Origin of the sequence: Arenimonas composti TR7-09 = DSM 18010 (assembly GCF_000426365.1) — a bacterium.
GTDB lineage: Bacteria > Pseudomonadota > Gammaproteobacteria > Xanthomonadales > Xanthomonadaceae > Arenimonas > Arenimonas composti.
In genome coordinates, this window is the sequence record NZ_AUFF01000007.1 from 105,063 (window position 1) to 119,758 (window position 14,696).

Sequence of the window (14,696 nt, forward strand, 5' to 3'; positions counted from 1 at the left end):
AGCCGGCTAGCCGCTATCCGGGGACGTACCCCGTCGGAAATTTCCTACGGGGTACGTCCCCGGCGGGGAGGGCCGACTAGAATGCCGGGAATCTTTCCCCGGGCCGCGACGTGATCCAGATCGACGATCTGCAATTCGGCTACCGACGCAGTCGCCTGTACGACGGCTTCCGGCTGCAGATCGACCGCCCCGGCGTCTACGGCCTGTTCGGCCGCAACGGCAGCGGCAAGTCGACCCTGCTGAAGCTGCTCGCCGGCCTGCTGTTCCCGGAGCGCGGCCGCATCGTCGTGAACGGCCGCGAGCCGCGCCGGCGGCACCCGGACTTCCTCGCCGCGATGCACCTGGTCCCGGAGGAGTTCCACCTCCCCGACGTCACCCCGACCCAGCTCGCGAAGGTGCACGCCGGCTTCTACCCGCGCTTCTCCCGCGACGCCTTCGCCGCCTACCTGCACGAATTCGAACTCGCCGGCGACCACCGCTTCGGCGAGATGAGCCTCGGCCAGAAGAAGAAGGCCGCGATCGCCTTCGCGCTGGCGACGCTGACGCCGCTGCTGCTGCTCGACGAACCGACCAACGGCCTCGACATCCTCGGCCGCGACCAGTTCCGCGCGATCGTGCGCCGGCCCGAGCAGCGCGAGCGCATCGTGATCATCAGCACCCACCAGGCGCACGACCTCGAAACGATCATGAGCCACGTGCTGTTCGTCGACGCTGCAAGGCTGGCGCTGTCGGCGCCGCTGGCCGAAGTCGCCGCCGCGCTCACCTGCGGCGTCGCCGCCGATGCCGTTGCCCTCGCGGCGTTGCCCGACCTGGTCTACAGCGAAGCGCTCGGCGAACAGCACGCGTACGTGGCCGCGAACCGCGGCGGGCAGCCCGGGCGCGTGCACCTCGAACTGCTCTACAAGGCGCTGAGCCGCAACCAGGCCGGCGTGCTCGCCGCGCTTGCGGCGAAGCGCGCGGAGGTGGCCGGTGTTTGATCCCGCACGCTTCCGCCGCCTCGTGATCGCCACCTGGCTCGAGGAGCGCCGCACCTGGGCCTGGTTCCTCGGCGTCGGCGTGATCGTGCACTGCCTGCTCGTGCTCGCGCTGCTGCTGCCGGGCGCGGGCAGCTTCACGCTGTCGAAGGCGAGCCAGGGCGGCCTCTGGATCGCCGGCCTGGTGATCACCGGAACGATCTTCGCCGGCCGCTATTTCCAGGCGATGGCGCGGCGCGAGTCGGCGCTGCTGCTGCTGACACGCCCGGCGACCGCGTTCGAGAAATGGCTGCTGGCGGTGCTGGTGGTGGCGGTGGCGTACCCGCTCGCGTACACGCTCGCGTTCCAGATCTGCAACATTCCTGCGGGCCTGATCGCGGCGTCGCAGGCCGGCGAGCTGATGGCGATCAGCGGCGATAGCTACGCCTATCTGAAGCCGGAGGATTACGGCGTGTTGCGCCCATGGCAGGCGATGCCGGCGGCCGGCTGGGCGACGCTGGTTCCGGTCGTGCTGGCGCTGCAGGGTTTCGCCCTGCTCGGCAGCCTCTATTTCCACCGCTGGCCCTTCATCAAGACCCTGGTCGCCGGCTTCGGGCTGATGCTGGTGCTGATCCTGATCGCGGGCGTCGGCGGCAACGACACCTTCTTCGCGTTCTGGCACGAGCGCGATCGTCACGGGCTGCCTGCGCAGCTCGTATTGGGCGGCACCTGGCTGCTGATCCCGGCGCTGGTCTGGCTGGCGGCGCTGTTCGCGCTGCAGGAACGGCAGGAGGCGTGATGAACAAGGCCCTGCCCACCTTCGCCGTCGCCATCGCCGTGCTCGTCGCGGCGATGATCCTGCCGAGGCCGGTCCCACGCGAGGTCGCGCCGACGACATTGCCCTTGCCCGAGGGAACGATCACCGCGGTGCGCATCACCTCGCGTGCCGACGTCACCCTCCGCTTCGGGACGGGCTCCGGGATTACCGGCATCGCCGCCGACGCGGCGCCGATGATGCGACTGGACGGCACGACGCTGGTGCTCGAAGACCGGCCGCGTGGCGAGGACGACGCGCTGCGCGGCTATTACCGGAGTTACACGCTCGACCTGCCGGCCACGGTCGAAGCGCTGTCGCTGGCGGTGGACCGCGCGACCCTGCAGGCCAGCGTTCCCGTGGCGGCGCTGGAGGTGACGTCGACGTCGGGCATCATCTGGAACGGTGACGCCGGGCGGCTCGTGCTCCGCCACACCGGCGGCTGCCCTGCGGGCGCCGGCGAACCGGCCTACGCTGCAGTGATGGCGGCGGCAACCGGCTACGTCGGCCCCTGCGGCCAGCTCCGCATCGACGGCGGCGCGATCGGGTCGCTGGACGCGTATTCGGCCGGGGCCTACGTCTGGCTGCAGGAACCGCAGCGGATCGGCGAACTCACGCTGCATCTCGCCGAGCGCGCCGACTACGGCCTCGGCCGCGCCCGGGGTGCGGACCACGTTCGCGTCGTTCCCATCGAAGCCCCCATCGAGGAGTAAAGCCCCGCATGCCATTGCTCGACGCCGTCACCCGCGAAACCGGCCCCGAACCGACCTGGAGCATCGTCTGGCTGCACGGCCTCGGCGCCGACGGCAACGACTTCGCGCCGATCGTGCCGGAGCTGGTGCGCCCGCACTGGCCGGCGATCCGCTTCGTGTTCCCGCACGCGCCGCACCGCAAGGTGACGATCAACGGCGGCATGCGCATGCCGGCCTGGTACGACATCCGCGACCTGAGCCTGGACCAGCGTGCCGACGAGGCCGGCGTGCGCGAGTCGATCGCCGACGTCGAGGCGCTGCTGTTCCGCGAGCTCGAGCGCGGCATCCCGCCCTCGCGCACGATCCTCGCCGGCTTCTCGCAGGGCGGCGCGATCGCGCTCGCGACCGGCCTGCGCCGGGTGCAGCCGCTGGCCGGCATCGTCGGCCTGTCGACCTACCTGCCGATGATTTCGACGATCACCCAGGAAGCCACCACGGCCGCCGGCACGACGCCGGTGTTCATGGGCCACGGTGGCGGCGACCAGGTGGTGCCGGAATCGCTCGGCGCGCTCAGCCGCGACGTGATCCGCAAGCTCGGCAACGACGTGGAGTGGCACAGTTACCCGATGGCGCACCAGGTGAGCTTCGAGGAGATCCGCGATCTCGGCGACTGGATGGAGCGCCGGTTCGCAGGCTAGGGGAGGGAGGCGATGAAGGTCCTGCTGGTCGACGACGAACCGCTGGCGCGGCAGCGGCTGGCGGCGCTGCTCACCGAACTCGGCGGCCACGAGATCGCCGGCGAGGCGGGCAACGGCCGCGAGGCGGTCGAACGCGCCGAGCAGCTGGCGCCCGACGTCGTGTTGCTGGACGTGCAGATGCCGGTGATGGACGGCCTCGAGGCGGCGCGCCATTTCGCCGGCATGGCCGCGCCGCCGGCGCTGGTGTTCTGCACCGCCTACGACCAGCACGCGCTGGCCGCATTCGAGGCGGCGGCGGTCGACTACCTGGTCAAGCCGGTGCGCCGCGAGCGCCTCGCCGAGGCGCTGGAACGCGCCCGCCGCCAGCGCGCCGCGGCGCAGCTGCCGGCATTGCCGGAAGCGATGCAGGGCCGCCGCCGCAGCCACCTGAGCGCACGCCTGCGCGGCACCCTGCGGCTGATCCCGATCGACGAGGTGCGTTACCTGCAGGCCGAGGAGAAGTACGTGGTCGTGCACCACACGCGTGGCGAGGACCTGATCGAGGAATCGCTGAAGTCGCTCGAAACCGAGTTCGCCGACCGCTTCATCCGCATCCACCGCAACTGCCTGGTCGCCACCGAGGAATTCGCCGAGCTGCGCCGCGGCACCGACGGCCAGGTGCATGCCTGGCTGCGCAGCGGCGCCGGCCCGCTCGAGGTCAGCCGCCGCTGCCTGCCGGTGTTGCGCGAACGTCTCAAACATCTCTGAAGGAATCCGCGAATGCCGACGATCCGCCTGGCCACCCGTGAAAGCGCGCTCGCGCTCTGGCAGACCAACCACGTCGCCGAGCGCCTGCGCGCCGCCCACCGCGAGCTCGAGGTCGAGCTGGTGCCGATGACCACCCGCGGCGACCAGCTGCTCGACCGCCCGCTGGCCGAGGTCGGCGGCAAGGGCCTGTTCCTGAAGGAGCTCGAGGTCGCGATGCTCGAGGGCCGCGCCGACGCCGCGGTGCATTCCCTGAAGGACGTGCCGATGGAACTCGACGGTCCGTTCGCGCTGCCGGCGATCCTCGAACGTGCCGATCCCTTCGACGCTTTCGTGTCGAACAAATACGAGGCGCTGGAGGAACTGCCCTTCGGCGCCGTCGTCGGCACCTCGTCGCTGCGCCGGCAGGCGCTGCTGCGCGCGCACCGGCCGGACCTGAAGCTGGTCGACCTGCGCGGCAACGTGAACACCCGCCTCGGCAAGCTCGATGCCGGCGACTACGACGCGATCGTGCTCGCCGCCGCCGGCCTGATCCGCCTCGGCCTGGAAACGCGCATCCGCGAACGCCTGGTCGCGCCGCGCTTCATCCCGGCCGCCGCCCAGGGCGCGATCGCGGTCGAATGCCGCGCCGACGACGAGGCGACGATCGCCCTGCTGAAGGCGCTCGATCACCTGCCGACCCGAAGCTGCGTCAGCGCCGAGCGGGCGATGACGCGCGAACTCGGTGGCAGCTGCCAGGTGCCGATCGCCGCGCACGCGACCCTGAAGGGCGAGCGTCTGTCACTCGAAGGCCTGGTCGGCAACGCCGCCGACGGCTACACCGTGCGCGGCTACGCCAGCGGTCCGGCCAGCGAACCCGAGGAACTCGGCCGCCACGTCGCCGACATGCTCGTCGCCCGCGGCGCCGGCCCCCTCCTCGAATAAACCGCACACCCCCCTTGTAGGAGCGCCTTCAGGCGCGATCGCTTTCCCGGTGGGCCGGTCAGGAGCATCGCGGCTGAAGCCGCTCCTACAGAGACGAGGAGCGCGCGCGGTTCCGTCAGTAGTACAGCGTGACCAGATGCCGCGCCTGCGCGAAGAACAGCCAGCGCTCGACGACCGCACCGACCAGCGCGGCGGCGGCCGCGACAGCGAACACCACGCTCGCGACCGGCGGCCACAGCAGCGCCATCACCGCCGCCAGCAACGGCACGAAGCCGAACAGCACGAGGGCGATGCGCCGCAGCTTCGCGGCATGCCGGCGCGCGACCACGAAGCCCATCTCCTTCGTCAGGTAATTGGCCTCGGTGTGCGGGCGCTCGAAGACGGTCGCGACGCGGTCGGCCGGTAGCCCGAGCGCCGATGCGCGGTCGGCCGGCGCCGCGACGTCGGCATCGACATCGCGCCAGTAGCGGCGCTTGAGCACCACCAGCAGCGTCGCCAGCAGCAGCAGCACCAGTGCCATCCCGGCGATCGCGGTCGCGGAGGCATGGAGCGCCAGCAGCGCCGCCAGCGGCAGGCCGCCGGTGAGCAGCGCGAACAGCAGGTAGACCGGCAGCACGAAGCGGTGCCGCCATGCGGGGATCGGCTTCAGCGACGCGTAGATCATCGCCGTGCACACCACCGTGGCGGCGGCGCCGGCGAAGCCCGCGACGACGGCGACGAGCGCGAACCATGGCAGGGCATTGCCGGGCGCGAAGCGCTCGCCGGCGCCGTCCGGCCACCACGGCGACGACAGCGTCGCCAGCAGCACCAGCACCGGCAGGTAGGTCGGCACCGCGGCGACGCCCTCGCGCGACAGCCACGACGTCCGCCACTGCGAGAACGCCCGCCACGCGCGCTGCGGCTTGCCGAGATGGCCGAGCGACGACAGCAGGCCGACCGTGACCAGCAAGGTCGCCGCGAGCAGGGCGACGAAGAACATCATCGGCGTCTTGCCGGCGAGCGCGTCCCGCCAGCCGATGCCGAGCAGCAGCGAACTCCAGGCGATCAGCCCGTAGCCGAGCCCGGACAGCGTCGAGAAGAAAATGACGGAGAAGGCGGGATGCATCAGCGGCTCAGGGCGCGGTCGAGCCAGCGCAGCAGTGGGTTCATCCCTTCGCTCCCCGTAGGAGCGCCTTCAGGCGCGATGCTTTCCCCCGCGTTCCCGCCCCGGGGCATCGCGTCCAAAGGCATCGCGCCTGAAGGCGCTCCTACGGAAGCGGCTGGGTCGGGGCGGGCGCGGCGCGGCCGCGGCGGCAGGTAGCGGTTCACCGGCGCATAACCGAGCTCAGGCAGCAGCGGCACGCCGCCGCGTTCGGCGACCAGCTTCGATACCGGCGATTCCGCGTCGCCGAGATCGCCGAAATGCCGCGCCCGCGTCGGACAGGCCTGCACGCAGGCCGGCTGCCGCGACGCCTCCGGAATGCTCTCGTTGTAGATGCGGTCGACGCAGAGCGTGCATTTCTTCATCACGCCCTCGACCGCGCTGTATTCGCGGGCGCCGTAGGGGCAGGCCCAGGAGCAGAGCTTGCAGCCGATGCACTTGTCCTCGTCGACCAGCACGATGCCGTCCTCGGCGCGCTTGTAGCTGGCGCCGGTCGGGCAGACGGTGACGCAGGCCGGGGTGTCGCAGTGCAAGCAGGAGCGCGGGAAGTGCAGGGTGGTCGCCGGCTGCGTCGGCGTCGCCGCGATCTCGTAGGAGTGCACGCGGTTGAACCACACGCCGCTCGGCTCGGCGCCATAGGGCGATTCGTCCGGCAGCGGCGCCGCGACGCCGCCGGCATTCCATTCCTTGCAGGCGACCGCGCAGGCATGGCAGCCGACGCAGGTGTCGAGGTCGATGACCAGGCCGAGCTTCTTCGCCGGCGGTGGCGGCAGCGAAGTCATGCGCGATCTCCGCGGCGGAAACCGGCGCCGTAACGCAGCGCTTCGTCCTTGTCCGGGCCCTTCGACAAGGCGGCGAACTGCGGCGAGGACTCGCCGGCCCCGGCGTCGTCCGCACGCGAGATGCGCACGCGCAGGTCGAACCAGGCCGCCTGGCCGGTCACCGGATCGGCGTTGGCGTAGTCGTTCTTCGGCAGCACGTCGGAGATCAGGTGGTTCATCAGGAAGCCCTTGCGTGATTCCGGTGCGTCCGGCGCCAGCTTCCAGGCGCCGCGGCGCTTGCCGATCGCGTTCCAGGTCCACACGGTGTCCGGCTGCACGTTGCCGGCGTGCCGGCACTGCACGGTGATGCGGCCATGGTGGGAATCGACATGCACCCAGTCGCCGTCGGCGATGCCGTGTGCCGCGGCGGTGGACGGGTGCAGGTACAGGAAGTTGCGGGCGGTGATCTGCCGCAGCCAGGCATTCTGCGAGCCCCAGGCGTGGTACATGAACGGCGGCCGCTGCGTCACCGCGCTGAGCGGAAACTGCGTCGCCCCTGTAGGAGCGCCTTCAGGCGCGATGCCTTTCTCCGCTTTTGCGCCTGAACGAGTCGCGCCCAAAGGCATCGCGCCTGAAGGCATCGCGCCTGAAGGCGCTCCTACAGCGGAGGAGGACAGCTGGGCGCCTTCGAAGGGCTCGTACCAGAACGGCAGCGGATCGAAATACGTGGCGACGCGCTCGCGCTCCGATTCGGGCGGCTGCACCGGCCCGTGCCCCTGCGCGGCGAGCCGGAACTTCTGCAGCGTCTCCGAGTACAGCTGCAGTACCACCGGCTCGGCCTTCGGGATGAAACCCATGCCCTGCGCCCAGTCGAGGTAATCGCGGTTGGCCATCTTGAAGAAGCTGCCGGCATGCGGCACTTCGCCCTGCCAGAAGCCGCCGTTGGCCTGGTAGTGCTCGAGCTGGTTCGGGTTGGGCGGGCCCTTGCCGTGTTGCGTGCCGTCGCCGCGCCAGCCGGCGAGCAGGCCGATGCCCGGCGCGCGCTCGTGGTTGACGATGTAGTCGGCATAGTCGCGGTAACGCGGTAAACCATCGGCATTCACCAGCCCCGGCAACCCCAGTCGCGCGCCGATATCGATCAGCACCGACTGGAAGCCGCGCACATCCCGCTGCCGGAGCGGCTTCAGCCGCGATCCCACCGGCTGTTCCGACTGCGCCGGATCCAGCACCGGCCAGCGCATCGCATCCGCGGCGCATTCGGCGTCGCTGATCGGGCGGTCGAGCAGGGAGATCGCATCGTAGCGCTCGAGATAGGTGGTGTCCGGCAGCACGAGGTCGGCGTAGGCGACCATCTCGCTGGAATACGCGTCGCTGTAGATGATCTTCGGGATGCGGTATTCGCCTTCTTCGTCGCGGTCGGTCAGCCAGCGCATCGTCTCGGCGGTGTTCATCGCCGAGTTCCAGCTCATGTTGGCCATGAACAGGAAGAGCACGTCGATCGGGCCTGGATCGCGTGCCCAGGCATTGCGGATGACCGTATGCATCATCCCGTGCACGGCCAGCGGGTATTTCCACGAGTAGGCGTGGTCGATGCGGCGCGGCTGGCCGTCGGCGTCGACCAGCAGGTCCTCGGGGCCGTGCACGAAACCGAGCGGGCCGGCGTCGAGCACGCCGTTCGCACCGCGCGTCTTGCCGGGGCGGTTGCCGGGCGGGATCGGCCGCGGGAACGGCGGCTGGTAGCGGAAGCTGCCGGGGGTGTCGACGGCGCCGAGCAGCAGCTGCAGCAGGTGCAGCGCGCGGCAGGTGTGGAAGCCGTTGCTGTGCGCGCTGATGCCGCGCATCGCGTGGAAGGATACCGGCCGGCCGACCATGCGTTCGTGCGGGCGGCCCCAGGCGTCGGTCCACGGCTGCTCGATCACGCAGGGCTGGTCGAAAGCGGCGGCGGCGAGTTCGCGGGCGATGCGGCGGATGGTGTCGGCCGGCACGCCGCAGCGTTCGGCCACCGCATCCGGCGCGTACTGCGGATCGAGGTAGCGTTCGGCGACGAGGTGGAACACCGGGACGGCGCTGCGGCCGTCGGGCAGCCGGTACTCGCCGACGACCGCAGGCGAGATGTCGACGGCATCCGCCGCTGTAGGAGCGCCTTCAGGCGCGATGCTTTCCGCGCAGGGCATCGCGCCTGAAGGCGCTCCTACAGGGGAAGGCATCGCGCCTGAAGGCGCTCCTACAGGGGGGGCGGCGCGGTTCCAGCAGAGCGGGCGGCCGTCGGCATCGCGGGCGAACAGGCCGTCGTCCGCGGCGCCCGGATCCCGGATCACCAGCCAGTGCGCGTTCGTGTAGCGCACCAGGTAGTCGAGGTCGATGCGGTCGGCCTTCAGCAGCTCGTGGATCAGCGCGAAGGCGAACAGGCCGTCGGTGCCGGGGCGGATGCCGATCCACTCGTCGGCGATCGCGCCATAGCCGGTGCGCACCGGATTCACCGCGACGATCTTGGCGCCGCGGCCCTTCATCTTGCCGAGCCCGAGCTTGATCGGGTTGCTGTCGTGGTCCTCGGCGACGCCCCACATCATCAGGTAGCGCGACCGGTCCCAGTCCGGCTCGCCGAATTCCCAGAAGCTGCCGCCGAGCGTGTACAGGCCGCCGGCGGCCATGTTCACCGAGCAGAAACCGCCGTGCGCCGCGTAGTTGATGGTGCCGTACTGCTGCGCCCACCAGCCGGTCAGGGCCTGGCTCTGGTCACGGCCGGTGAAGAAGGCGAGGCGGTCGGGGTCCTTCTCGCGCGCCGCCCGGAGCCAGTCGGTGGCCAGCGCGATGGCCTCTTCCCAGGAGATCTCCTCGAAGCGGTTCTCGCCGCGCGCGCCGACCCGCTTCATCGGCCGCTCCAGCCGCGCCGGCGAGTAGTGCTGCATGATCCCCGCCGAACCCTTGGCGCAGAGCACGCCACGGTTCACCGGATGCGCCGGATTGCCCTCGATGTAGCGGATCCGCCCGTCCTTCAGGTGCACATTGATGCCGCAGCGGCAGGCGCACATGTAGCAGGTCGTCTGGCGGACGGTGTCGCCGACGGGGGTCTGGGTGGCGATGTGCGGCTCTGGCATGCGCACATTGTGGCCCATTCCCCCGTCCCCACTGTAGGAGCGCCTTCAGGCGCGACGCCTTCGCCCGTCCTTCCGCGGCGAAGGCATCGCGCCTGAAGGCGCTCCCACGGGGCGGCGGAGGGGGGATAGGCCGTATCCTTCGGGCTCCGTACGCCACCATCCGAAGCCCATGGATCGTTACGAACGCACCCTCGCCCTGCACCGCATCCTGAAGTCCGCGCGCTACCCGGTCGGCCTGAAGCGGCTGATGGACGAGCTGGAGTGTTCACGGGCCACGCTGTACCGCGACATCGCCTTCCTGCGCGATGCGCTCGGCGCCCCGATCGAGAGCGATCCGACCGGCGACGGCGGCTTCCGCTACGCCGCCGACGAGGCCGACCGCTTCGAGCTGCCGGGCCTGTGGCTGAGCTCGGACGAGCTGCACGCGCTGCTGGCGACCCACCAGCTGCTCGACCGCACCGGTCAGGGCGTGCTCGAGAGCGCGCTGGCGCCGCTGCGCGGGCGCATCGAGAAGCTGCTCGACCAGCATGCCGGCGGCCGCCGCTGGCCGGTCGAACGCATCCGCGTGCTGGCCAGCGGCGTGCGCCGCCGCGACGAACACGCCTTCCGCGTCGTCGCCGGCGCGGTGCTGGAACGGCGCCAGCTCACCTTCGACTACCTCGCGCGCTCGACCAACGAACACACCCACCGCACCGTGTCGCCGCAGCGGCTGACGCATTACCGCGACAACTGGTACCTCGATGCCTGGGACCACGACCGCGAGGCCCTGCGCAGTTTCAGCGTCGACCGCATCGCCCAGGCGCGCGCGCTCGACGCCACCGCCCGCGACATTCCCGACGACGAACTCAAGCAGCACCTGTCCTCGAGCTACGGCATCTTCAGCGGCACGCCGAAGGGCACCGCGGTGATCCGCTTCTCGGCGAAGGCGGCGCGCTGGGTCGCCGACGAGTACTGGCACTCGAAGCAGGAAGGCGCCTTCCTGCCCGACGGCCGCTACGAGCTGCGCATCCCCTACAGCAACGCCCGGGAACTGCTGATGGACGTGCTGCGTTACGGCGCCGATGCCGAGGTGGTCGGGCCGCCGCCGCTGCGGGCGCAGGCGCGCACCCTGCTGCAGCTGGCGCTGGCGGCGTATGACGACTGAACCGGCCCCGGTGCGTGGCCGCATCGCCCTGGTGCTCGGCGCCGGCGGCGCCCGCGGCCTGGCCCACATCGGCGTGCTGCAGGTGCTGCGCGAGCGCGGTTACGAGGTCGCCGGCATCTCGGGCTCGTCGATGGGCGCCCTGGTCGGCGGCATCTTCGCCGCCGGCCGGCTCGACGAATACTGCGACTGGGCCTGCGCGCTGGAACGCCGCGGCGTGCTGCGCCTGCTCGACTTCGCCTTCGGCTCGCCCGGGCTCTTCCACGGCGAACGCGTGATCGGTGCGCTGCGCGAGCTGGTCGGCGACCACCGTATCGAGGAGCTGCCGATTCCGTATGTCGCGGTCGCGACGGATCTGGCACGGCAGCGCGAGGTCTGGCTGACCCGCGGCCGCCTGTTCGATGCGATCCGCGCCTCGATAGCGATCCCGATGATCTTCACCCCGCACCGCGTGGGCCGCCGCGACCTCGTCGACGGCGGCCTGCTGGCGCCGGTGCCGATCGCGCCGACGCGGGCGATGCACGTCGACCGCGTGATCGCCGTCGACGTCAACGCGCCGGCGCCCTGGAACAATCCGCTGCCGCAGGCGGTGGCGTCCCCGTCGCCGGCGCCCGCGGTCACCGCCACCGATACCCATGCCGCCGACCGCGACGCGTCCGCGGGCGAGGCCGGCAGCGAGTCCGCGCTCGTCGCGGGCGAGGTCGCCGGCGGCCCCCGCCTGCGCGAACGCATGGCGGCGATATGGGAATCGATCGTGCACCGCGCCGAATCCGAACCGGCGCCGGCGGCGCCGAAGCCGCACGGCCTGGTCGACCTGATGGCGCGCTCGCTCGACACGATGCAGGCGCAGATGGCGCGCATCCAGCTCGCCCAGGATCCGCCCGACCTGCTGATCCAGGTCAGCGGCGAATCGGCGCTGTTCTACGAGTTCTGGCGCGCGCGTGAGCTGGTCGAGCTCGGCCGCGACGCCGCCGAACGCGCCCTCGACGCCGCCGGCCTCTGACCCTGCCGCCCCCTGTAGGAGCGGCTTCAGCCGCGATCACACTCACACCCGGCCTCAGCCGCGCCACACCCGGCCTCAGCCGCGACCCCAAGCGCCCACGCCCACCCCGCGTCTCGGCCCGTGAGATGACCGCTCGCCAATCTCCAGGTCAACGTCACCGGAGCCACGCCATGCACACGCCGACCCTGTTCGAAGTCGTCAACCGCACACTGTGGCAGTGCCTGGCCCTGGGTACCGCCGCCGTGGCCTTCGTGCCCGCCGCACGGGGCATGTCGACGATCGGCTGGTGGCCGTACTGGCTGGTCATCGCGCCGGCCGTCGGTCTGCTGGTCCTGCACCGGCAGCGCGTCGCCGCAATGGCCGGGGTCAGGATTTTTTTCGCGCGCCGGGGCGAGGTGGCACCGCTGCGCACCGGCCGCAGCCACGGCTGAGTGACGGGGAGCGCTAGAGTGGTGGCCCGCCGCCATCCCGGTTGACGGCCGGGACGCGTGGCGCTATGCGAAGGCTTTCACCCCTCCGAACCCGTGACTTCCGAACCCCGACCTACCGCGCCGGGCCGTGCTAGCGTCCCCGGTCCGTCCGATCCGTCCGGAGTTGCCGATGCGCCTCACTGCCCTCGCCTGGCTGACCGCCGCCACGTTGTCCACCGCCGCGCTCGCTGCCGAGCCGCCTGCCGCCGAGGCTGCCATGCCCGATGATCCCTACCTCTGGCTCGAAGACGTCGAAGGCGACGGTGCCCTCGACTGGGTGCGTGCCCGCAATGCCGTGTCCGAAGCACAACTGGCGCAGACGCCGGAGTTCGCGAAACTGCGCGACGACCTGCTCGCCGCGATGAACTCCGATGCGCGCATCCCCTACGTGTCGAAGGTGGGGGACTACTTCTACAACTTCTGGCGCGACCGGCAGAACCCGCAGGGTGTCTGGCGGCGCACCACGCTCGAGGAATACCGCAAGCCGGATCCGAAGTGGGAAGTGCTGCTGGACATCGACGCGCTCGGCAAGGCCGAAGGCGTCAACTGGGTCTGGGCCGGCGCCGACTGCCTGCGCCCGGCCTACGACCGCTGCCTGATCAACCTGTCGCGCGGCGGTGCCGATGCGACGGTGACGCGCGAGTTCGACATTTCCGACCGCGCCTTCGTCGACGGCGGCTTCAGCCGTCCCGAGGCGAAGGGCAGCATGGGCTGGATCGACCTCGACACGGTCTACGTGATGACCGATTTCGGCGAAGGTTCGATGACCAGCTCCGGATATCCGCGCACCGCCCGCCTGTGGAAGCGCGGCACGCCGATGGAGCGCGCGACGCTGGTGTTCGAAGGCCAGGCCTCGGACATCTCCGTCGGCGCCTGGCACGACGACACGCCGGGCTTCGAGCGCGACTTCATCTACCGCGGCACGACCTTCTACACGAACGAGCTGTACCTGATCCGCGACGGCCAGCCGGTCAGGATCGACCTGCCGGACGGTGCCGAGAAGGGCGTCTACCGCGAATGGCTGAGCGTCGAGCTGCGCCAGCCGTGGACCGTCGGCGACCGCGAGTACGCCGCCGGCTCGCTGCTGATCACCCGCCTCGACGATTTCCTCGCCGGCAAGCGCGAGTTCGACGTGCTGTTCGCGCCGACCGCCAACACCTCGCTGGCCGGTACCGCGGTGACGAAGGACCACGTGATCCTCAACGTGCTCGAGGACGTCAAGAACCGCCTGTACGTGCTGACGCCCGGTGAAAACGGCTGGACGCGCGCGCTGCTCGAGGGGGCGCCGGCGCTCGGCACGGTCAGCATCGGCGCGGTCGACCGTGAGGAGTCGAACGACTACTTCATGACGGTCACCGACTACCTGACGCCCACCGCGCTGTTCCACGGCACCATCGGCGGCGGTGCGCCGGAGAAGCTGAAGCAACTGCCGGCCTTCTTCGACGCCTCCGGCTTCGAGATCAGCCAGCACTTCGCGACCAGCGCCGACGGCACCCGCGTCCCGTACTTCATGGTGGCCCCCAGGGCGCTGCCGCTCGACGGCGACAACCCGACCCTGCTGTACGGCTACGGTGGTTTCGAGGTCTCGCAGGTTCCCGCGTATTCGGCGAACGTCGGCCTCGGCTGGCTGGCGCAGGGCGGCGTGTTCGTGGTCGCCAACATCCGCGGCGGTGGCGAATACGGCCCGCGCTGGCACCAGGCGGCGCTGCGCGAGAACCGCATCAAGGCCTACGAGGATTTCGCCGCGGTGGCGCAGGACCTGATCGCGCGCAAGGTGACGCGGCCGCAGCGCCTGGGCATCCAGGGCGGCAGCAACGGCGGCCTGCTGATGGGCAACATGACCGTGCTGTATCCGGAGCTGTTCGGCGCCGTCGTCTGCCAGGTGCCGCTGCTCGACATGTGGCGCTACAACAAGCTGCTCGCCGGCGCGTCCTGGGTCGCCGAATACGGTGATCCGGACATCCCTGAGGACTGGGCCTTCCTGCGCCGCTACTCGCCGTACCAGAACGTGTCCGCCGACGTCGCTTACCCGCCGGTGCTGTTCACGACCTCGACCCGCGACGACCGCGTGCATCCGGGCCATGCCCGCAAGATGATGGCGCGCATGATGGAGCAGGGTCACGACGTCCTCTACTACGAGAACATCGAGGGCGGCCACGGCGGTGCGGCGAACAATGCCCAGGACGCCTACATGCGTGCGCTGGCCTACACCTTCCTCAAACAGAAGCTGTTCGCCGGCAAATAACCCGCCGTTCCT

The 14,696-nt window shown here is 70.6% G+C and carries 13 protein-coding genes; 10 read left to right on the forward strand and 3 right to left on the reverse strand.

Going from position 1 to position 14,696, the window contains the following annotated elements; genetic code table 11:
* The first annotated feature begins 110 nt into the window (after positions 1-110).
* From K311_RS0110545 to hemC, 6 genes are read left to right on the forward strand one after another with little or no spacing between them, the layout of a single operon-like run.
* Entirely contained in the window at positions 111-977 is an 867-nt protein-coding gene (locus tag K311_RS0110545; protein ID WP_026817283.1) for an ATP-binding cassette domain-containing protein, read from the forward strand.
* Positions 970-1,752 (forward strand): hypothetical protein, encoded by a 783-nt coding sequence (locus K311_RS16495; RefSeq protein WP_154659529.1) that lies wholly within the window; start codon positions 970-972, stop codon positions 1,750-1,752. The genes K311_RS0110545 and K311_RS16495 overlap by 8 nt, the downstream gene beginning before the upstream one ends.
* Positions 1,752-2,480 (forward strand): hypothetical protein, encoded by a 729-nt coding sequence (locus K311_RS0110555; protein WP_026817284.1) that lies wholly within the window; start codon positions 1,752-1,754, stop codon positions 2,478-2,480. Before K311_RS16495 ends, K311_RS0110555 begins: the two co-directional genes overlap by 1 nt.
* A gap of 8 nt (positions 2,481-2,488) precedes the next feature.
* Complete coding sequence (locus K311_RS0110560; RefSeq protein WP_043797552.1) at positions 2,489-3,157, forward strand: alpha/beta hydrolase; 669 nt, start codon at positions 2,489-2,491, stop codon at positions 3,155-3,157.
* Between the two features lie 12 nt (positions 3,158-3,169).
* A complete protein-coding gene (locus K311_RS0110565; RefSeq protein WP_026817286.1) occupies positions 3,170-3,904 on the forward strand; it encodes a LytR/AlgR family response regulator transcription factor in 735 nt (244 codons plus the stop codon).
* Positions 3,905-3,916: 12 nt separating this feature from the next.
* Positions 3,917-4,825 carry a hydroxymethylbilane synthase gene (gene hemC / locus K311_RS0110570; protein WP_026817287.1) on the forward strand — a complete coding sequence of 303 codons (909 nt, stop codon included), beginning with the start codon at positions 3,917-3,919 and terminating at the stop codon, positions 4,823-4,825.
* A 115-nt stretch (positions 4,826-4,940) separates the two neighbouring features.
* Here hemC and K311_RS0110575 read toward each other — a convergent pair whose 3' ends face one another.
* Genes K311_RS0110575 through K311_RS0110585 form a run of 3 tightly spaced genes read right to left on the reverse strand, consistent with a single transcriptional unit; the run spans position 4,941 to position 9,825 of the window.
* The gene (locus K311_RS0110575; RefSeq protein ID WP_026817288.1) at positions 4,941-5,930 is read right to left on the reverse strand and encodes a dimethyl sulfoxide reductase anchor subunit family protein; all 990 of its coding nucleotides are present in this window, start codon (positions 5,928-5,930) and stop codon (positions 4,941-4,943) included.
* Complete coding sequence (locus K311_RS0110580; RefSeq protein ID WP_026817289.1) at positions 5,930-6,748, reverse strand: 4Fe-4S dicluster domain-containing protein; 819 nt, start codon at positions 6,746-6,748, stop codon at positions 5,930-5,932. The genes K311_RS0110575 and K311_RS0110580 overlap by 1 nt, the downstream gene beginning before the upstream one ends.
* Positions 6,745-9,825, reverse strand: coding sequence for a molybdopterin oxidoreductase family protein (locus K311_RS0110585; RefSeq protein ID WP_026817290.1), 3,081 nt, complete (start codon positions 9,823-9,825; stop codon positions 6,745-6,747). Before K311_RS0110585 ends, K311_RS0110580 begins: the two co-directional genes overlap by 4 nt.
* A gap of 169 nt (positions 9,826-9,994) precedes the next feature.
* On the opposite strand from K311_RS0110585, the gene K311_RS0110590 reads away from it, so the two are divergent.
* The 4 genes from K311_RS0110590 to K311_RS0110605 all read left to right on the forward strand — a co-directional run bounded on the left by K311_RS0110590 (position 9,995) and on the right by K311_RS0110605 (position 14,684).
* Positions 9,995-10,969, forward strand: coding sequence for a helix-turn-helix transcriptional regulator (locus K311_RS0110590; RefSeq protein WP_026817291.1), 975 nt, complete (start codon positions 9,995-9,997; stop codon positions 10,967-10,969).
* Positions 10,959-11,969: a patatin-like phospholipase family protein gene (locus tag K311_RS0110595; protein ID WP_081683412.1), complete on the forward strand. Its 1,011-nt coding sequence runs from the start codon at positions 10,959-10,961 to the stop codon at positions 11,967-11,969. Before K311_RS0110590 ends, K311_RS0110595 begins: the two co-directional genes overlap by 11 nt.
* 170 nt (positions 11,970-12,139) lie before the next feature.
* Positions 12,140-12,400 (forward strand): hypothetical protein, encoded by a 261-nt coding sequence (locus K311_RS0110600; RefSeq protein ID WP_026817293.1) that lies wholly within the window; start codon positions 12,140-12,142, stop codon positions 12,398-12,400.
* Positions 12,401-12,569: 169 nt separating this feature from the next.
* Entirely contained in the window at positions 12,570-14,684 is a 2,115-nt protein-coding gene (locus tag K311_RS0110605; RefSeq protein ID WP_026817294.1) for a prolyl oligopeptidase family serine peptidase, read from the forward strand.
* The last annotated feature ends 12 nt before the right edge of the window (positions 14,685-14,696 follow it).